The organism is Streptomyces sp. NPDC036815, assembly GCF_055609205.1.
This window is the reverse complement of sequence record NZ_JBVJPW010000001.1, coordinates 751,201-769,167: the sequence shown is the minus strand read 5'-3', so window position 1 is coordinate 769,167 and position 17,967 is coordinate 751,201. Positions and strand designations below refer to the sequence as shown.

Genomic DNA, 17,967 nt, shown 5'->3' with positions numbered 1-17,967 from the left:
GGCTCTGCCCCCGGGCCCCCGCTCCTCAAATGCCGGAGGGGCTGAATCCCCTACGAACTCAGGCGGACTCGGCCCCCGAGCTCGATCCAGCCCTCCGGGCCCGGTGCCGTCAGGAGCTGTGAGCCGCGGCCCTGCGTGATGTTGAGGGCGCGGCCCAGTTCGTGGGTGAGCAGGAGCGCCGCCGCGCCCGTCGCCTCGTCCTCGTCGATGCCGTCGCCCCGGCCGGGGAAGCCCCTCGCCCGCACCCGGCCCGCCGCCTCGTCCTCCCACGCCCAGGCGTAGATCCACTCCCCCTGCGGCGGCACGTCGAGCGCGTCGACCTCCGCCGCTGACCCGTACCGTCGCAGCGTCCTCGGCGGCGCCCAGTGCGCCCGTGCCGTGATCCAGCTGAACTCGCCGTCCTGGCGGGCCTGGACCACCCCCGCGGGCGTGACGAGTTCCGGCAGGTCGAGGAGCCAGGCCGTGCCGACGCAGGGGTGGCCCGCGAAGGGCAGGCGCAGGGTCGGCGTGTAGATGTCGATGACACCGCGCTCGGGGTCGTCGACGAAGACCGTCTCGCTGAAGCCGAGTTTCCCCGCGAACGCCTGCCGGTCGCCGGACACGCGCAGGCGGGCCCCGTCGCGCACGACACCGAGTTCGTTGCCGTGCCGACCGTCGGGCCCGCAGAAGACGCGCACCACGTCGAGGGCGTCGAGGGCGTCGGATGCGTCGCGTACGTCGTCGAGTGCTTCAGTCACCCGGGTATTCAAACATCACGCGGTTTCCGTGCCCTGTCGCCGCCGTGCCACGACGACCGCGCCCGCGCCCGCCGCGAGCGCCGCGCCCGCCACGCCGAGCAGCGCGGTGGAGGGCACGGCGGAACCGGTGGCCGCCAGGGAGCCCGCCCCGCCGACCGAACCACCACCGCCGCTGCCACCGCCGCTGCCACCGCCGGTTTCACCGCTGCCACCCCCCACAGAACCGGACCCCGCCGTACCGGTGTCATCGCCCGCCGCGCCGTCGTCCGCCGCACCGCCGCCCGAGGGGAGGCGCGCGCCCGCCGAGGAGGACAGCGCGACCGTCACCGCGTCGAGCTTCTCCCCCTCCTTGTACGGGGAGCCGTTCCTCTCGCTGGCGAACTGCCGCGCGCCGGCCGCCGTGAGGGTCGCGGGCACCTTGTCGAGCAGGACGACACCGCCCCGGGGCTCGTACGAGGCGCGGGACAGGTCGAGCGCCGCGAACTTCACGTCGTCGTGGGTGCCTCGGGGCGTGGTGACATCGGCGAGCAGCGTGCCCGCGCCGCCCTTCGCCCGCACCTTGAGGTCGCTGAACTTCATGTCGATGCCGTGCGCCTTGTACGTGAAGCGGACGGAGCCGCCGAACGAGGCGTCGGCCTTCTTGCCGCCGGAGTCCAGATCCGCCTCGGCGTACGGGAACTCGTAGCCGGTGGAGGTCTTCTTGGCGCCGCCTCCCACGGTCGCCCCGCCCCCGCTGGAGATGTACGTGCGGAAGCTCTTCTTCAGCCCCCAGGACAACCGGCCGTCGACGACACCGGCCGCCTTCGCGGGCTTCGCCGGCGCGCCGGGCTTCGCGGGCCGGTCCGCGTGGCCGGGGGCCTCGGTGGGCGTGCTCGGTCCGGTCGGGTCGGGCTTGCCGGGCCTGGTCGGCCGCTGCGTGGGCCGCTCGGCCGCGGGGCCGCCCGGCGTCACCGTGAGCGTGGCCGGGTCGAGCTTCTCGCCCTTCTCGTATATGCCGTTGAACGCCTTCGCGCCGTCCGCGGTCAGGGTCGCCGGAATGTCCTTGAAGACCATGGCGCCGCCCGCGCCCTGCCCCGGCCGGACCGCGCTCAGGTCGAGCCGGGCCAGGTCGATGTCGTTCTGGGTGGCGCCGTTGAGGGTGACGTCGGCCCGGACGGCGCCGCTCCCGCCCTTCGTGCGGACCTTGACGTCGCCGATGGTGATGTCGAACCGGTGCAGCGTGGAGACGAAGCGGATGCCGCCCTTGAAGGCGGTGTCGGTGGCGTGGGTGCCGGTGTCGTACGTCCCCTTGCCGCCGGAGAACGTGAACACGCCGTCGCCCGCCGCCTGTTGGGCGCCGCCCTTGGTCTCGATCCGGCCCTGGGCCATGCCCTTGACGTACTTACGGAAGGATTCCTTGACCCCCCAGTCCAACGTGCCGTTCTTGAGCTCGGCCTTCGACCGGGCGGCCCGGCCGCCGTCGGCGGCGAGCGCGGGCAGGGTGAGCACGCTCGCGCCGAGGGCGACGGCGGTCGCGACGGCTGCCGCGAGGGTGGTGGGGCGACGGGTGGCGGCCATGATCAGGCTTCTCCTTGGGGGTGAGAGACGAGCACGGGGGGGTGGGGAGGGAGGGGGCGTCGGCCGTTAGACCGGTGGGCCGTTAGACCGGTGGGCCGGTGGGGCGGTGGGGCGGTCAGGAGTCGGTGGGGTTCATGGGGTCGGTGGGGGGTGTGGCGGCGCCCTTCGTGGCGCGCTTCCTGCGGGCGACGCCGAAAGTGACCGCCGCGGCGAGCAGCACCGCGACTCCCGCGCCGACGCCGATCGGTACGGCGTTCGACGTCGTGCCGGAGGAGTCGGCGGAGCGCGCGGCGTTCTCGGCCCCGGGCCCCGCGGAGGCCGCCGGGCGCGGGTCCGGCTTCGCGGACGAGCCGAGGTCGGGCAGCGCGGGCAGTTCCGCGTCGGCGTCGAGGGCGACGGCGAGCGAGAGCGGGTCCATGGCGGAGCCCGCCTTGTACATGCCGCCGAACACCTCGGCGCCCTCGGCGGTGAGCTTCGTCGGCGCCTCGGTGAGCCGGACGAGGCCGCCCTTCGGCTTCAACTGGGCTTCCGACGCGGCGAAGTTGACCAGCGGGACCCTCTTCACGGAGTTTGCGGGCGCCTTCTTCGTGGAGTGCGCGGGCTTCTTCGACGCGCTCGCGCCCCCGACGTCCGCGAAGAGCGTGCCCTTGCCGTCCTTCATCTCGACGGCGACCTTGCCGAGCGCGAGGTCGAGGCCGTGCCTGCCGGTGAAGCGGACGGTTCCGGCGAAGTCCGCGTCGAGCGTGCGCTTCTTCCCGTCGTACGTGCCCCTGCCCGCGGGAAAGCGGAAGAGCGCGCCGCCGTCCCGGGCGCCGTCGGCCAGTTTCCATTCGCCGTTGGCGACGGCGCCGGTGACGTACTCGCGGAACGTGCGCCGCACGCCCCAGTCGACGGCCGCGTCCTCGATGCGGCCCGCCTCGGTCTTCCTGCCCTGCTCCGGGGGTTTCGGCGAGGGCTTCTTCGCGGGCTCGCCGGAGCCGGACTTCGCCGCGAGGTCCGCCGACAGGCTCACCCGGTCCAGCTCGGTGCCCGCCGCGTAGTACCCGGCGAACGCCTTCGCGCCCTGCGAGGTGAGCTTCGCGGGGAGGTTGTCGAGGGCGATCGGGCCGGTGCCGCCCCTCATGTCGATGCCGGAGACGTCGAGCGAGGCGAGCGGCACCCGGGGCGTCGAGGTGACCTTGCCGGTGCCCTTCGCCTCGCTGACCATGTCGGCGTAGAGCGTTCCTGTGCCGCCGGAGACCTTCACCGTGGGGCGGCTGATGGTCAGGTCGAGCTCGTAGGAGCCGCCCTTCTTGTGCCCGGTGAAGTGCACGCCACCTGAGAAGGCGGCTGTGAGCTCCCCGCTCTTCGGGTCGTACGAGCCCGTCGCCGAGTGGAAGCGGAACTGGCTGTCCCCGACCGTGGCGGCGCCGCCCTCCAGCGTCGAACTGCCGTGGGCGATGGGCCCGGTGACGTAGCTCTGGAAGGAGGATTTGATGCCCCAGTCGAGCCGCCCGCCCTGGAGCGTGCGGCCTTCGGCGTGCGCGGCGGTCGCCGGAAGCAGCGCCCCGACGAAGGCGGCGAGCACGACCGCGGCGCCGGTGCGGCCCGCCGCGCGCCCCCTCCCGGACGGCCGCGGGGACGACCGGACAGACGACCGCAGGGACGACGGCATGAGGGACCCCTCCAGACCTAGCTAATTAGGTAAGGCTAACCTAAACTACGATCACTCCGGACTGGAACCCCGCAACCGGAATCCGGGTCCCGCCCCGGCGCAGGGACCCGCCCGGTCAGACCTCAACAGCTCGACAGGACGGTGGACTTCGGTGCGTAGGCCGCGCTCACTCCGTATCGCCGGCGCATGGGTTGCCGTGCTCGCCCTCGGTCTCGCCGGGTGCGGGACAGCGGACGACGGCGGGCAGCCGAAGGCCGGGTCCGGGACCGAGGCGGGGACGGCGGCCGCGGCCGCCGCGCCCGACCGGGTCGAGCCCCTGACGACCCGTCCGAAGCCGGAGTTGCCCGCCACCGTCACCTCCGCCGACGGCCACCGCGTGACGGTGCGCGACACCAGCCGCATCGTGCCGCTCACCGGCAGCCTGAATGAGATCGTCTTCACCCTGGGGCTCGGCGAGAACGTCGTCGCCCGCGACGTCACCGCCACGTTCCAGCAGGCCGAGAAGCTCCCGGTGGTGACGCGGGCCCACGACGTCTCGGCGGAGAGCGTGCTCTCGCTCAAGCCGACCGTCGTCCTCGCCGACACCACCACCGGGCCGTCCGAAGCCATCGACCAGCTCCGCGACGCGGGCGTCCCCCTCGTCGTGTTCGACCCCCCGAAGGGGCTCGACGACGTGAGCCCCCGGATCGAGGCGGTGGCGGAGGCGCTCGGCGTCGGGGCGTCGGGCGCCCGGCTGACCGACCGTACGGAGCAGCGGATCGCGAAGGTCCGCGACACGATCCCGGCGAACCGGCGGAAGAAGCCGCGGGTCGCCTTCCTCTATCTGCGCGGCTCGGCCTCCGTCTATCTGCTCGGCGGCCGCGAGTCCGGGGCGAGTTCGCTCCTGGAGGCGGCGGGCGCGGTCGACGCGGGCAAGGAGTCCGGGCTGGGGAAGGACTTCACGGCGATCACCAGCGAGGCGCTCGCCGAGGCCGCGCCGGACGCGATCCTGGTGATGACGAAGGGGCTGGACTCGGTGGGCGGCGTCGACGGCCTGCTGAGGGTGCCGGGTGTCGCCGAGACCCCGGCGGGCCTGGACCGCCGCGTCGTCTCGGTCGACGACGGCGTGCTCCTCAACTACGGGCCGCGTACCGACCAGGTCCTGAAATCCCTGGTGGACCAGTTGTACGGGGACGCCCGGTGAGCCTGCTGACCAGGGCGGGGCGCCCCGCCGCGCCCGCCGCCCCCGGCCGGCCGCCCCGCACCCGCCGCGGCGTCGCCCTCCCCCTCACCGCGGGCCTCGCCGCCGCCCTCGTCCTGCTCTGCCTGCTCTCCGCGGGCATCGGCGCGTACGACATCCCCCTCGGCGACGTCCTCTCCTCCGTCCGGCACCGCGCGGGACTCGGCGGGTCCGCGCTCGACCGGGTCGGCGAGAGCGTGCTGTGGAACGTGCGGCTGCCGCGCGTCGTGCTCGCGCTGCTCGTCGGCGCCTCGCTCGGCTGCGCGGGCGCGCTGATGCAGGGCGTGTTCGGCAATCCGCTCGCCGAACCGGGCGTCATCGGGATCTCGTCGGGCGCGGCGGTCGGTGCGGTCGCCTCCATCGCGCTCGGGCTGACCTTCCTCGGGAACTGGACCGTGACGGTCTGCGCGTTCGTCGCCGGGCTCGCGACCGTCCTCCTCGTGTACGTGATGTCGCGCGAGGGTGGCCGGACCGAGGTCGTCACGCTGATCCTCACCGGCATCGCCGTGAACGCCTTCGCGGGCGCGCTCATCGGACTGTGCGTCTTCTTCGCGGACAACGCGCAGATCAGCCAGATCACCTTCTGGCAGCTCGGCTCGCTCGCCCAGGCGACCTGGCCGAAGGTCCTCGCCGTGCTGCCGTGCGCGCTCGTGGGGCTGGCGGTCGCGCCCTTCTCCGCGCGGAAACTGGACCTGCTCGCGCTCGGCGAGCGGCCCGCCCGGCACCTGGGCGTGGACGTGGAGCGGCTGCGGCTCGTCCTCGTCCTGGTGGTGGCCCTGCTGACCGCGGCGGCCGTGGCCGTGGCCGGGATCGTCACCTTCGTCGGCCTCCTCGTACCGCACCTGCTGCGGATGGCCGCGGGTCCCGGGCACCGCTTCCTCGTGCCCGGGAGCGCGCTCGGCGGGGCGCTGGTCCTCGTCGCCGCCGATCTGGCCGCGCGCACGGTGGCCGCGCCCGCCGAGCTGCCGCTGGGCGTGCTCACCGCGCTGTTCGGCAGCCCGTTCTTCTTCTGGCTGCTGCGCAGGACCCGGCGCAGGCAGGGTGGTTGGGCATGATCGGGACGCTGGGCAGGCGGCTGTTCTCCGGGCGCGGGCGGGAGCTGCCCGCCCCGCCCGTCCGCGGCGACGTCCTCGCCGAAGCCGAGGGGCTGCGGGTGCGGCTCGGCGGGCACGAGGTGCTCGCGGGCGTCTCGCTGGAGGCCCGGGCGGGCGAGGTGCTGGCGCTGGTCGGCCCCAACGGAGCGGGGAAGTCGACCCTGCTGGCGGCGCTGGCCGCCGATCTGACGCCCGCCGCCGGGGCCGTACGCGTCTGCGGCAGGCCCGCCACCGACTGGACCGCGGCCGAACTGGCCCTGCGCAGGGCCGTGTTGCCGCAGTCCGCCGCACTCTCCTTCCCCTTCCCCGTCGAGGAGGTCGTCCGGATGGGCCGCGCGCCCTGGGCGGGGACCCGCGCGGCGGACGACGACGACCGGATCGTGCGCGCGTCGATGGCGGCCACCGAGGTGGACGCGTTCGCCGCGCGCTCGTTCGGCGCGCTCAGCGGCGGCGAGCGGGCCCGGGTCGCGCTGGCCCGCGCCCTCGCCCAGCGGGCCCCGCTGCTGCTGCTCGACGAGCCGACCGCCGCGCTCGACCTGCGCCACCAGGAGCTGGTGCTGCGGATCTGCCGCGAGCGGGCGGCGGCCGGGGACGCGGTCGTCGTGGTCCTGCACGACCTGGGCCTCGCGGCGGCGTACGCGGACCGGGTGGCGGTGCTGCACGGCGGGACGGTCGCCGCGGCGGGCGCCCCCGGCGACGTGTTCGGCCAGGCGCTGCTCTCCGAGGTCTACCGGCAGCCCGTGGAGGTCTTCCCGCACCCGCGCACGGGCGTCCCCGTGATCACGCCGCTGCGGGGCCGCGAAGATCGGGATTGACCGGTGCTTTACCTGGTCATGGGCCATCCATCGGCTGTCCGTGATCGGTCCGTGAGCGGTCGTGCGGCGTGAGAGCTGAATCACTGAACGGGCGGGTATTACCGAGGTAAGGCTCGGTTAAGTTAGGTCGGCCTCACCGGCTTGCGGTGAGGCCGGATCCCGTCCGTGACCCGTCTTGGAGCTCCTATGCGCCCCGTGCGACCCGCACGCCTCACCGCCGTCACCGCCGTCGCCGCCGTGGCCGCCCTGACCGCCGTCACGGGCTGCACGGAGAAGAGCGACGCCAAGGGCGGCGGCAACACCGTGCGGGTGACCGCCACCGACGACACGTGCGAGGTGTCCGAGAAGAAGCTCTCCGCCGGGCACGTCGAGCTGGCCATCGAGAACAAGGGCTCCAAGGTCACCGAGGTCTACCTCCTCTTCCCCGACGACCGCATCGTCAGCGAGCGGGAGAACATCGGCCCCGGCACGAAGCAGAAGCTCACCGCCGAGGTGAAGGCGGGCTCGTACGACATCGCCTGCAAGCCCGGTATGAAGGGCGACGGCATCCGCCAGCACGTCACCGTCACCGGCGGCGGCAGGACCGCGAAGCGCGACCCCCGCCTGGACAAGGCAGTCGCCGCCTACCGCGAGTACACGCAGGAGCAGGCCGACGCGACGCTGCCGAAGGCGAAGGCGTTCACCGACGCCGTCCGCAAGGGCGACCTGGCCGCCGCGAAGAAGGCGTACGCCGACTCCCGCATCGGCTGGGAGCGCACCGAGCCCGTCGCCGAGTCCTTCGGCGACATCGACCCGAAGGTCGACGTGCGCGAGGACGGCCTGGCGGAGGACCAGGACGCGGAGAAGGACTGGACGGGCTGGCACCGCCTGGAGCGGGCCCTGTGGAAGGACAAGAAGATCGGCGCGCGCGAGAAGCAGCTCGCCACGCTGCTCGACAAGGACCTCCTCGCCTGGCAGAAGCGGGTCGGCAAGGCCGTCATCACGCCGACCTCGATGGCCAACGGCGCCAAGGAACTCCTCGACGAGGTCGCCACCGGCAAGGTCACCGGCGAGGAGGAGCGCTACTCGCACACCGACCTCGTCGACTTCAAGGCCAACGTCGAGGGCGCCCAGAAGTCGTACGAGCTCCTCAAGCCCGTCGCCGCCGAGAACGACGCCAAGCTCACCAAGGAGCTCGACAAGCAGTTCGCGGCCCTGAACAAGCTCCTGGACGAGTACCGCGAGGGCGGCGCCGGCTCCTACGAGTTCACCTCGTACGAGAAGCTCGGCAAGGCCGACACCAAGGAGCTGTCCGACGGCGTCAACGCGCTCGCGGAGCCGCTGTCGAAGCTGGCCGCGACCGTCGCCAGGACCAAGTGACCGGCAGGGAGCAACGATGACCGAGGACAACTCCCGTACGCCGTCCCGGCGTTCGCTCATCGGCTGGGGCGGTGCCGGGCTCGCGCTCGGCGCGGCCGCGGCGGGCGGCGCGGTGGCGATGACCCGTTCCGACACCGAGACGGCGCCCGCCGCCGAGTCGGGGACCGCCGTCCCCTTCCACGGCGCGCACCAGGCGGGCATCGCGACCGCCGTCCAGGACCGCCTCCACTTCGCGGCCTTCGACGTGAAGACGGCCGACCGCGAGGAGTTCGTGCAGCTCCTCAAGGACTGGACGCGGGCCGCGGCGCGGATGACGGCGGGCCACGCGGTCGGCGAGGGCGCGTTCGGCGGGCTCGCCGAGGCGCCACCGGACGACACCGGCGAGGCGGTCGGCCTCAAGCCGTCCCGGCTGACGCTGACGGTCGGCTTCGGACCCTCCCTGTTCGAGAAGTTCGACCTCGCGGACCGGCGCCCCGAGGCCCTGGTCGACCTGCCCAAGTTCCCCGGCGACAACCTCGACAAGGCCCGCAGCGGCGGCGACCTGTGCGTGCAGGCCTGCGCGGACGACCCGCAGGTCGCCGTGCACGCCATCCGCAACCTCGCCCGCATCGGCTTCGGCAAGGTCGCGGTGCGCTGGTCCCAGCTGGGCTTCGGCAAGACGTCGTCGACGACGCCGGACGCGCAGACCCCCCGTAACCTGTTCGGCTTCAAGGACGGCACCCGCAACGTCTCGGGCCGGGACACCGCCGCCCTCGACGGCCACGTGTGGGTCGGCGAGAAGGACGGGCCCGGCTGGATGACCGGCGGATCCTACCTCGTGGCGCGCCGCATCCGCATGAACATCGAGACGTGGGACCGGACCTCGCTCGGCGAGCAGGAGGACGTGTTCGGGCGCGACAAGGGCGAGGGCGCCCCGGTCGGCAAGGCCAAGGAGCACGACGAGCCGTTCCTGAAGGCGATGAAGCCCGACGCGCACGTGCGGCTCGCGCACCCCGACGCCAACCACGGGGCGACGATCCTGCGCCGCGGCTACTCCTTCACGGACGGCACCGACGGCCTCGGCCGGCTGGACGCGGGGCTGTTCTTCCTCGCGTACCAGCGGGACGTCCGCAAGGGGTTCATCCCGGTCCAGCGCAGCCTGTCGCGCTCCGACGCGCTCAACGAATACATCCAGCACGTGGGTTCCGCGGTCTTCGCGGTCCCGCCGGGCGTCCGCGACAAGGACGACTGGTGGGGCAAGGGCCTGTTCACCGGGAAGGCGTGAGCCGATGTTCGGCAACTATCTGATCGGCCTGCGCGAGGGCCTCGAGGCCAGCCTGGTCGTCTGCATCCTCATCGCCTACCTGGTGAAGACCGGGCGGCGGGACGCGCTGCTTCCCATCTGGATCGGCATCGGCGTCGCGGTGGCGCTGGCGCTCGGCTTCGGCTGCGCGCTGACCTTCGGTTCGCAGGAGCTGACGTTCCAGGCGCAGGAGGCGCTCGGCGGTTCGCTGTCGATCGTCGCCGTGGGCCTGGTGACGTGGATGGTCTTCTGGATGCGGCGCACCGCGCGGCACTTGAAGGCCGAGCTGGGCGCCAAGCTCGACGTGGCCCTGCAGATGGGCACGGCCGCGCTGGTGGCGACCGCGTTCCTCGCGGTGGGCCGCGAGGGCCTGGAGACGGCGCTGTTCGTCTGGGCCTCGGTCCGGGCGTCGAACGACGGCTCGCACGGTCCGCTGCTCGGCGTGGTCCTGGGGCTGCTCACCGCGATCGCGCTCGGCTGGCTGTTCTACAAGGGCGCGGTCCGCATCAACCTCGCTAAGTTCTTCACCTGGACCGGCGCGATGCTGGTCGTGGTGGCGGCGGGCGTCCTCGCGTACGGCGTGCACGACCTGCAGGAGGCGGAGTTCGTCGGCGGGCTGCGGGACAAGGCGTTCGACGTGAGCGCGACGATCCCGCCGGACAGCTGGTACGGCACGCTGCTCAAGGGCGTCTTCAACTTCCAGCCGGACCCGACCGTGCTGCAGGTCGTGGTGTGGCTGCTGTATCTGGTGCCGACGCTGGCGTTCTTCTTCGCGCCGGGTTTTTCCGCTTCGCGCAAGTCCCGGGAGCCCGCGAAGGCAACAGTTCCGGAACAGGGCTGACCCGGGCGGCGAGCGGCTCGAACTGCCGTGCCTATGATCGTCGTTCACCAGTTGACCGACATCCGAGGATTCCCCCCATGCGAACGTCCCGTCTCGGGAAGAGCATCGCCACGCTGACCGCGGCGACCGCCGTGGCGCTCGGCGCCTCGCTCATGACCGCCCCCACCGCCTCCGCGGTCGGCGGCAGCGCCTGCACCAAGAACGTCAAGAACCACAACATGATGGTCATCAACGTGGGCGCCACCGCGTACTCGGGCCCCGGCTCCAGCTACAGCAAGCGCAAGCGCCTGGAGTGGTTCGACAACGTCTACGTCCGCTGCTACACGGTCAAGCGCGGCACCCAGTGGTACTACGGCGACCTGCCGCGCACCAGCAAGCGCGGCTGGGTCAACGCGCAGCTCCTGCAGGAGATCTGACCCGCACCGCACGGCCTCTTCCCGGGCCCGATAAGGTTCGGGCCCGGAAGGGGTAGGTGAAGGAATTCCGATGAGCAACGTGTCCAGGGTCCGCGGTCCCCGTCGGCCCGTCATGGCGTCGGCGGCGGTGACGGTTCTGGCGCTGGGCGCGAGCGGCTGCGTGACCGTGCACGGTGAGCGGGAGGTCGTGCCCGCGGCCACCAAGCCGGAGGCGGCCCGCGCGCTCAAGGACTTCCTCGCCGCGTACAACGAGGCCGACAAGACCTTCGACCCGGCCGCGGACGCCGCCCGCATCACCGGCCCGCTGGGCGCCATCAACCAGGGCGGCCTGAAGTCCCGCGGCGTGCAGCACCCCGACGGCAACCCCCGCCACGTGCCGCTGGAACTCACGGACGTCTCGTACGCGATCCCGAAGAAGGCCGGCTGGCCCCGCTACTTCCTGGCCGACACCCGGGCCAACCGCCGCTCGGACCTGCGCTGGCTGTGGGTCTTCACCAAGGGCGGCCCCGACGAGCTGTGGCGGGCCACCTACCTGAACCTGGTCTCGCCCCGGAAGATGCCGGAGCTGAAGAAGGACAAGGACGGCTTCGCCGAGCCGGTGGACGTGGCCGCGAAGGACCTCGCCCTCGCCCCCTCGGACCTCGGCAAGGAGTACACGTCGTACTTGAAGTCGGGTGGTGACGCCTTCGCACCGAGTGACCACACCTCGGGCTGGAAGGCGTACCGCGACAAGAACTCCCGCCGCGCCGGGCTCGCCGTGCAGTACGTCGACGAGCCGCAGAACGGCGGCGCGTTCGCCCCGCTGGGGCTGCGCACCGAGGACGGTGGCGCGATGGTGTTCTTCTCCACGCGCCACTACGAGAAGCAGACCGCGTTCAAGGGCCTGAGCCCGAAGGTCGGGGCGGACGCGAAGGCGCTGCTCAAGGGCGAGGTGCGGCAGTCCCTCCTCCTGGACCGGGTGTCGAACCAGGTGGTCGTCGACCCGAAGAGGTCGAGCGGCGCGAAGGTGGCGTTCCTGGGCCGCATCCAGGGCCTGACGGGCGCCAAGGGGGCCTAAGGCGCCTAGCCCCTCAACGGCCAGGCGGCGACGTCCTGTTGGGGCTCCCCCGCGACCCGCGCGCATTCGTCGGTGAGCGTCGCCAGGAGCGTCAGCGGGTCCGGCAGGGGGTGCTCGGGGCCGCGCAGCCAGCGCACCTCCAGGTCACCGGGGAGCCGGGCGGGCGGCACCAGGACGTACGAACCGCGGCAGTGCCAGCGCAGCCCCGGGTGCTCGTCCATCGTCTCGGGGTGGCAGTCCAGCTCGCAGGGCCACCACTCGTCCTCGTCCTCGGGGGTGCCGCGGGTCGCGGTGTAGAAGAGCAGCCGTCCCTGGCCGTTGCTGCCGCCCGACTCCGCGACCGGGCCGACCTCGATACCGGCGGCGAGGAGCCGCTCCAGGGCCTCCAGACCGGCGTCCAGCGGTACGTCGAGGACGTCGTGGATCATGCCGGTGGCGGTGATGAAGTTGGCCTGCGGCTGGTGGCGGGCCCACCGCTCGATCTGGCCGCGGTCGGTCGTGGACTGCGTCTGCCAGGCGAAGGAGACGGGGTGGCGGGCGGGTGTGGGGCAGCCGATGCGGTCGCAGGAACATCGGTACCCCGACGGATACGCGGCCGGGGCGAGCGGCAGCCCGGCCCCCGCCGCGGCGAGCAGCAGGTCCTCGCGGGCCCGGTCATCCGCCGACGTGTCCTTGGGACGACGGCGGAGCCACTGGGAAATCCTGCCCTGCCCGCCGGACCGGCTGCCGAACTCCGCGCCCATCTAGCCCCTCACCTCGCCGTTGTGCCGAAAGCATGACCCCATGGTCCCACCATCCTGCGCCCCGGGGGGCCGGAGTCCACATCCGGGGTGGCCGGGGCGATGCCAGCTGGCGTGCGCCATAGCGAGTCATTGGGGTGTAAGGACTGATTTTTCCCCCTACCGTGGCCGTCATGGTCATCAAGACTGTGCTGACAGGCCTCACGGCGCTGACCCTCACGGCCCCGAACGGCTTCCTCGCCCCGATCGAGTGGGGCGGCGGCCCCCTGACCGTGGAGGCGCTCCCCCGCGTCGTCTACACGGCGCACCGCGGCGGCGCCCTGGAAGTACCGGAGAACAGCATGTCGGGCCTGCTGACGGCCTACCGGAGCCGCACCGCGCAGGTCATCGACTTCGATACGCGGATACTGCGCGACGGCACGCTGGTGGTCATGCACGACGACACCCTGGACCGCACCACGTTCTCCACGGGCCCGGTGCGCGCCCTGGACCGGTGGGACTGGCTGGGGGTCCGGCTCCGCCCCGGGGTCACGCTGCCCGGCAACTGGCGCCCGGAGCGGCCGCCGACGGTCGCGGAGGTCCTCGACCGGTTCGGCGGCCGGATCATGCTGATGCTGGAGGCCAAGGACCCGCAGAGCCTCAAGCCGCTCGCCCGGCTGCTGCGCGCCCGCGGGCTGACCCGCTCGGTCTTCGTGAACAGCAACAGCCCCGCGGTCGCCCTGCGCGCCCACGAGCTGGGCCTGCTCGCCCAGCTGTGGCGCTCCAAGAAGCAGATGCGCACGGACCGGCCGGAGGGCTGGGCGCCCTACGTGGACGTCCTGGACGTCGATTACAAGGCGCGCGACAGCGATCTGCGGCGCGCGGTGAACTCGGGCATCCCGCGGGTGTGGGCGCACACCGTGACCTCACCCAAGCAGCGGGACCGGGTGCTGTGGCTCGGCTGCAACGGCGTGATCACCGATGCGCCCGGCCTGCTCTCGCGCACGCCGGTCAAGAAGGTCAGGAGTCCGTCGGGCGCGGCGTGATGCCGTACAGCGCGTACTCGACGAGGGTGTCGGCGTACGCGTGGGTGAGGGGACCCGAGCGCATCAGCCACCGTTGGGCGAGCGGGCTCGTCCACATTTCGAGCGCGATGCGGGGGTCGATGGAGGGGCCGACCTGGCCCGCCTCCTGGGCCTGCCGCACGCGCTTCACGTAGAGCTGGAGCTGCGGCTCCAGGAGCTTCTCGACGAACTCGGCGCCCAGCTCGGGGTTGAGCAGTCCCTCGGCGGCGAGCGCGCGGTAGGGGGCGTCGTACTTGGCGTCGTTGAACTCGTCGACGGTGGCCCGCATCACGTACTTGAGGTCGGCCTCCAGGTCCCCGGAGTCCGGGATCGCCGTCGCGGTCTCGGCCTGGCCGGCCTTCTCACTGGCCTCCCGGGCGGCCTGGTCGGCGAGGTCGAGGAAGGCGTCGAGGAGGACGGCGCCCTTGGACGGCCACCAGCGGTAGATCGTCTGCTTGCCGACGCCGGCGCGGGCCGCGATGGCCTCGATCGTCAGTTTGGCGTAACCGACCTCGTCGACGAGGGCGAGGGCGGCGTCGTAGATCGCGCGGCGCGAGCGTTCGCTGCGGCGCGTGGAGTCCGGGGCGGTCTTCTGGGCCATGCCGTCGAATGTAGCAGCGAGCCGAACCGAGACGTACCGTCTTGACAAGACGTGCCGTCTCGTTCAAAGTGGAGCCCGTGGCGAGACGTATCGTCTCGCTCGATCGCTGGAACATCACCACTCGAACATCGATGGAGCGGAGGACCCCATGACCCGAGGCGGATCCGGAGGCATGCTGGGCGTCGGCGGCACCCGCAGCAACCTCTCCCGCACCGCCCTGCGCGGCGCGCGGCGCGGCGGCGGCCAGGCCGGCGGAGCGCTCAGCCCCCAGGAACAGAAGCGCGAGCTGCTGCGCAAGCTGCGGGAGGGACGCGAGACACACGGCGGACGGTGAGCGTCCGGCGGGGGCGGCGGGATGACCATCTCCGCAACCACCCGTTCGGTGCACAGCGCGAAGGCTCCTCACACCGCACTATGGGCTTCAACTGCCCCACCACGGGCGGCAGCTGACCCTGCGGTACGTGAGGAGCCTTCTTTGTCCCGTAATCCTCGCTCTCCTCGGCGCGCCACACCCCGGCGCTATCTGATGTGCCCACCGGCACACTTCAAGGTCACCTACTCCATCAACCCCTGGATGGATCCCGCCAAGCCGGTCGACGTCCCGCTGGCCCTCGCCCAGTGGGAGGACCTGCGCGACCGGTACCGGGCCCTCGGCCACACCGTCGAGGAGCTCACCCCCCGGCCCGACCTGCCGGACATGGTCTACGCGGCGAACGGCGCGACCGTCGTCGGCGGACGCGTGCTCGGCGCGCGCTTCGCCTACCGCGAGCGCGAGCGGGAGGCCGAGGCCCACCTGGAGTGGTTCCGCGCGCACGGCTTCACCGACATCCACGAACCCACGCACATCAACGAGGGCGAGGGCGACTTCGCCGTCACCGCCTCCTACGTCCTGGCAGGACGCGGCTTCCGGGCCAGCCCGCTCTCGCACGGCGAGGCGCAGGAGTTCTTCGGCCGCCCGGTGATCGGCCTCGACCTCGTCGACCCCCGCTACTACCACCTGGACACCGCGCTGGCCGTCCTGGACGACGCGGCGGACGACGTCGTGTACTACCCGCCCGCCTTCACTCCCGGAAGCCAGGCGGTGCTGCGGCGGCTCTTCCCCGACGCGTTGACCGCCGAGGAGCCCGACGCCGTGGCGCTCGGGCTCAACGCCGTCTCCGACGGGCTCCACGTGCTGCTCCCGCAGGCCGCGGTGGGGCTCTTCGCACCGCTGCGCGAGCGCGGCTACGAGCCCATCGGGATGGACCTGAGCGAGCTGCTCAAGGGCGGCGGCAGCGTGAAGTGCTGCACGCAGGAGCTGCGGGTCTAGCTAGTTCCGGTGCAGCTCGGCCGGGCAGAGCCGGCGCGGCTCGTCGTCGCCCTTCAGGCGGGCGTCGACGCAGCCGCCCGGCAGCCCGGCGTACGCCTTCGTGCCGAAGTTGGCCGTGACGGTCAGCGTGCCCCTGCCGAACACCGTGCGCTGGACGTCGCGGCCGTGGCCGAGGCGCCGGTAGGAGGTGAGGGGCTCGGTGCCCGCGGCCTTGTGCAGGGGCGAGAAGTACTTCTGCAGGGCGGCCAGTTCGGTGCCGTGCCGCTTCAGCGACGGGCCGTCGAGGACGTAGTTGAGAGGGGTGTTGTAGAGCATCGCGAGCAGGGCGCGGGTGGTCTTCTGCTCCGGCAGCTTCTCGTAGGAGATCTCCCAGCGCTCGGTGTTGACCAGGGAGCCGTGCAGCGCGGTCTCGTAGAGCGGGACGCGGTAGCGCGGGTCGTACATCGCCCTGGCGAGATCGGCGGGCAGGTCGACCGGCTTGAAGAAGAACTTCGGCCCGGTCTCCGGGTAGTAGGCGCCCCACTTCTCCTTGTCCTTCTGGAGCGCCCAGATGCCGTCGGCCGGGGGCGTGCCCGCGCCGTGGTCGAAGGCGACGGCCTTGTTCGCCCACGCCTGGGCGGTCTCCGAACCGAGGACGAGGCCGTCCTCGCCGTGCTCCGCGATGCGCTTCATCCGCGCGAGGCGGTTCTTCCTGTCCTGCGCCTTGGTCATGGGGTGGCTCTTGGCGTGGTCGCGGAAGAGCTCACCGGTGGCGTCGACGTCGAGGAAGAGGCTGTCGGCGCCGTTGGCGACGACGGAGCGGGTCCGGTCGGCGAGGTAGTGGTGCTTCTTCTCCGCCTGCTCGAAGGCCTGGGAGCTCATGTAGCAGCCGCGGTCGCCGAAGCCGGTCTGCGGCTTGCCGTCGGCGCGGCGGACGCAGAAGTCCGGGTAGAGGGTGCCGGGCCAGGCCGACGCGGGGTTGTCGGCGTCGGCACTCGGCTGGCCGTTGTCGAAGGAGTCGTACGGGCCGACCAGGTATCCGGCCTTTTTCGCGGCGTTCACCGCGGCCTTGTCCATCGGGTCGGGGCCCGCGTCGTAGCCGAGCCACATCCGGTCCACGCCGAGCTTCTTGAGCTGCTCGACGGCGGGGGCCTTGCGGGCGTCGCCCCAGGTGTAGGCGTGGAAGGCGCCGAGGAGCCGTCCCGTCGCGGGGTTCTTCGCGATCTTCCGCTTCAGGCTGCCGAGTTGGCCGCGCTCGGCGAGGTAGGCGCGGTAGTCGGCGGCGGGCGCGACCGCGTTGCCGTCGGTCAGGGCGAAGATGACGGAGTAGTCGCGGGTGCCGTCGCCGCCGTCGAAGGCGTGCCGCGCCATGGTACGCAGCCGGCCGCCGGGGGCGGTGAAGCCGAGGGTGGTGCCGATGTCGGTGGGCGTGAGGTAGCTGACGCCGGTCTTCTTGCCGAGGGAGTAGCCCCACAGCGGGAGCGTCAGGTCCGCGCCCACGTCGACCGTGCTGCCGCCGAGTCCGCCCTTGCCGGTGGTCCAGAAGGCGTCCGCGACGGGGATGTCGAGGCCTTCGCCGCGCGGCAGCTGGAGGGCCGATGCGGTGGCGTCGGTGCCGGTGACGGGCCAGCTGACGGAGGTGTCGCGGTCCGCGTCGAGCCGGAGGGAGAGGCGGCCGTGGTCGGTGCGGGCGGTGACGTCGATGCCGCGCTCGGGGTAGCTCCAGCGGGCCCGGCCCGTGCCGGAGCGGGTCACCGGGCCCGGCGACCCGAGGTCGGTGCCAGAGGCGTCGGAGAGGGTCAGGTCGCGGCCGTCGCGGGTGCGGGCGCGGACGGCGAGGGTGGCGGTGTCGACGAGGGCCGTGCCGCCGTCGACGGCCAACTCGACCTGTTTTCCGTGGGGTTGCTCGGCCCCGGCCGTGAAGGCGTACGTGGTGGCACCGGCCGCCACGACCGCGAGCGCGACGGACAGGGAGAGGAAACGGGTCTCGGACCGCCTGCGGGCGTGGCCGGGAGAGCTGATCTTGGTGGGCATGGAGAACTGAATAGTCGGCGGGCTTAAGAACCTTCTAAGAAGCGGAGGGACCCTTCCGGGAAGCGGAGGGTGCCTTCCGACAAGCGGGGGGCGTGTGAGGTGTCCCGCAAAAAGGAGGGGCAGTTCAGCCATCTGTCCGACAACGTGCTAACAATACGTGCGCACAGGTACACAGGTGCACAGACCGCCCTGTGCGAACGCAACACCACAACCAAACAGTTGGGCCCACA

General features: G+C 72.4%; 17 protein-coding genes. 11 read left to right on the top strand and 6 right to left on the bottom strand.

Annotation, left to right across the window (positions count from 1 at the left end; all coding sequences use genetic code 11):
- Positions 1-50: 50 nt before the first annotated feature.
- From ACZ69I_RS03380 to ACZ69I_RS03370, 3 genes are all read right to left on the bottom strand, one after another.
- Positions 51-737: a PhzF family phenazine biosynthesis protein gene (locus ACZ69I_RS03380; RefSeq protein ID WP_467668527.1), complete on the bottom strand. Its 687-nt coding sequence runs from the start codon at positions 735-737 to the stop codon at positions 51-53.
- Between the two features lie 15 nt (positions 738-752).
- Positions 753-2,294 carry an HtaA domain-containing protein gene (locus tag ACZ69I_RS03375; RefSeq protein WP_470830335.1) on the bottom strand — a complete coding sequence of 514 codons (1,542 nt, stop codon included), beginning with the start codon at positions 2,292-2,294 and terminating at the stop codon, positions 753-755.
- Between the two features lie 115 nt (positions 2,295-2,409).
- Positions 2,410-3,948: an HtaA domain-containing protein gene (locus ACZ69I_RS03370; RefSeq protein ID WP_470830334.1), complete on the bottom strand. Its 1,539-nt coding sequence runs from the start codon at positions 3,946-3,948 to the stop codon at positions 2,410-2,412.
- Between the two features lie 196 nt (positions 3,949-4,144).
- Here ACZ69I_RS03370 and ACZ69I_RS03365 point away from each other — a divergent pair, with 196 nt between their 5' ends.
- The 8 genes from ACZ69I_RS03365 to ACZ69I_RS03330 all read left to right on the top strand — a co-directional run bounded on the left by ACZ69I_RS03365 (position 4,145) and on the right by ACZ69I_RS03330 (position 12,031).
- Positions 4,145-5,131, top strand: a complete 987-nt coding sequence (locus ACZ69I_RS03365) for a heme/hemin ABC transporter substrate-binding protein (protein ID WP_470830333.1) — start codon at positions 4,145-4,147, stop codon at positions 5,129-5,131.
- Positions 5,132-5,136: 5 nt separating this feature from the next.
- The gene (locus tag ACZ69I_RS03360; RefSeq protein ID WP_470830650.1) at positions 5,137-6,222 is read left to right on the top strand and encodes a FecCD family ABC transporter permease; all 1,086 of its coding nucleotides are present in this window, start codon (positions 5,137-5,139) and stop codon (positions 6,220-6,222) included.
- Positions 6,219-7,076: a heme ABC transporter ATP-binding protein gene (locus tag ACZ69I_RS03355; protein WP_470830332.1), complete on the top strand. Its 858-nt coding sequence runs from the start codon at positions 6,219-6,221 to the stop codon at positions 7,074-7,076. The genes ACZ69I_RS03360 and ACZ69I_RS03355 overlap by 4 nt, the downstream gene beginning before the upstream one ends.
- Before the next feature lie 195 nt (positions 7,077-7,271).
- Complete coding sequence (gene efeO / locus ACZ69I_RS03350; protein WP_467668537.1) at positions 7,272-8,435, top strand: iron uptake system protein EfeO; 1,164 nt, start codon at positions 7,272-7,274, stop codon at positions 8,433-8,435.
- 16 nt (positions 8,436-8,451) lie between these two features.
- Positions 8,452-9,699 carry an iron uptake transporter deferrochelatase/peroxidase subunit gene (gene efeB, locus ACZ69I_RS03345; protein WP_470830331.1) on the top strand — a complete coding sequence of 416 codons (1,248 nt, stop codon included), beginning with the start codon at positions 8,452-8,454 and terminating at the stop codon, positions 9,697-9,699.
- 4 nt (positions 9,700-9,703) lie between these two features.
- On the top strand, positions 9,704-10,558 hold the full coding sequence (gene efeU / locus ACZ69I_RS03340; RefSeq protein WP_470830330.1) for an iron uptake transporter permease EfeU: 855 nt from the start codon (positions 9,704-9,706) through the stop codon (positions 10,556-10,558).
- Positions 10,559-10,635: 77 nt separating this feature from the next.
- Complete coding sequence (locus ACZ69I_RS03335; protein ID WP_470830329.1) at positions 10,636-10,974, top strand: hypothetical protein; 339 nt, start codon at positions 10,636-10,638, stop codon at positions 10,972-10,974.
- A gap of 70 nt (positions 10,975-11,044) precedes the next feature.
- The gene (locus ACZ69I_RS03330; protein WP_467668545.1) at positions 11,045-12,031 is read left to right on the top strand and encodes an SCO2278 family lipoprotein; all 987 of its coding nucleotides are present in this window, start codon (positions 11,045-11,047) and stop codon (positions 12,029-12,031) included.
- A gap of 5 nt (positions 12,032-12,036) precedes the next feature.
- Here ACZ69I_RS03330 and ACZ69I_RS03325 read toward each other — a convergent pair whose 3' ends face one another.
- On the bottom strand, positions 12,037-12,774 hold the full coding sequence (locus tag ACZ69I_RS03325; protein ID WP_467668547.1) for a bifunctional DNA primase/polymerase: 738 nt from the start codon (positions 12,772-12,774) through the stop codon (positions 12,037-12,039).
- Between the two features lie 170 nt (positions 12,775-12,944).
- On the opposite strand from ACZ69I_RS03325, the gene ACZ69I_RS03320 reads away from it, so the two are divergent.
- Positions 12,945-13,796, top strand: coding sequence for a glycerophosphodiester phosphodiesterase (locus tag ACZ69I_RS03320; RefSeq protein WP_467668549.1), 852 nt, complete (start codon positions 12,945-12,947; stop codon positions 13,794-13,796).
- Here the strand turns inward: ACZ69I_RS03320 and ACZ69I_RS03315 are convergent.
- Entirely contained in the window at positions 13,771-14,415 is a 645-nt protein-coding gene (locus ACZ69I_RS03315) for a TetR/AcrR family transcriptional regulator (protein WP_470830328.1), read from the bottom strand. The genes ACZ69I_RS03320 and ACZ69I_RS03315 overlap by 26 nt on opposite strands.
- A 148-nt stretch (positions 14,416-14,563) precedes the next feature.
- On the opposite strand from ACZ69I_RS03315, the gene ACZ69I_RS03310 reads away from it, so the two are divergent.
- Positions 14,564-14,749 carry a DUF6243 family protein gene (locus ACZ69I_RS03310; RefSeq protein ID WP_467668553.1) on the top strand — a complete coding sequence of 62 codons (186 nt, stop codon included), beginning with the start codon at positions 14,564-14,566 and terminating at the stop codon, positions 14,747-14,749.
- A 141-nt stretch (positions 14,750-14,890) separates the two neighbouring features.
- Entirely contained in the window at positions 14,891-15,724 is an 834-nt protein-coding gene (gene ddaH, locus ACZ69I_RS03305; RefSeq protein WP_470830327.1) for a dimethylargininase, read from the top strand.
- Here the strand turns inward: ddaH and ACZ69I_RS03300 are convergent, their stop codons facing one another.
- On the bottom strand, positions 15,725-17,737 hold the full coding sequence (locus ACZ69I_RS03300) for a glycoside hydrolase (protein WP_470830326.1): 2,013 nt from the start codon (positions 17,735-17,737) through the stop codon (positions 15,725-15,727).
- Between the last annotated feature and the right edge of the window lie 230 nt (positions 17,738-17,967).

Coding starts and splice junctions, on each gene's coding strand:
- ACZ69I_RS03315 (WP_470830328.1), bottom strand. CDS start 14,415: ATGGCCCAGAAGACCGCCCCGGACTCCACGCGCCGCAGCGAACGCTCG.
- efeU (WP_470830330.1), top strand. CDS start 9,704: ATGTTCGGCAACTATCTGATCGGCCTGCGCGAGGGCCTCGAGGCCAGC.
- ACZ69I_RS03355 (WP_470830332.1), top strand. CDS start 6,219: ATGATCGGGACGCTGGGCAGGCGGCTGTTCTCCGGGCGCGGGCGGGAG.
- ACZ69I_RS03310 (WP_467668553.1), top strand. CDS start 14,564: ATGACCCGAGGCGGATCCGGAGGCATGCTGGGCGTCGGCGGCACCCGC.
- ACZ69I_RS03320 (WP_467668549.1), top strand. CDS start 12,945: ATGGTCATCAAGACTGTGCTGACAGGCCTCACGGCGCTGACCCTCACG.
- ACZ69I_RS03330 (WP_467668545.1), top strand. CDS start 11,045: ATGAGCAACGTGTCCAGGGTCCGCGGTCCCCGTCGGCCCGTCATGGCG.
- ACZ69I_RS03370 (WP_470830334.1), bottom strand. CDS start 3,948: ATGCCGTCGTCCCTGCGGTCGTCTGTCCGGTCGTCCCCGCGGCCGTCC.
- efeB (WP_470830331.1), top strand. CDS start 8,452: ATGACCGAGGACAACTCCCGTACGCCGTCCCGGCGTTCGCTCATCGGC.
- ACZ69I_RS03335 (WP_470830329.1), top strand. CDS start 10,636: ATGCGAACGTCCCGTCTCGGGAAGAGCATCGCCACGCTGACCGCGGCG.
- ACZ69I_RS03300 (WP_470830326.1), bottom strand. CDS start 17,737: ATGCCCACCAAGATCAGCTCTCCCGGCCACGCCCGCAGGCGGTCCGAG.
- ACZ69I_RS03375 (WP_470830335.1), bottom strand. CDS start 2,294: ATGGCCGCCACCCGTCGCCCCACCACCCTCGCGGCAGCCGTCGCGACC.
- ACZ69I_RS03325 (WP_467668547.1), bottom strand. CDS start 12,774: ATGGGCGCGGAGTTCGGCAGCCGGTCCGGCGGGCAGGGCAGGATTTCC.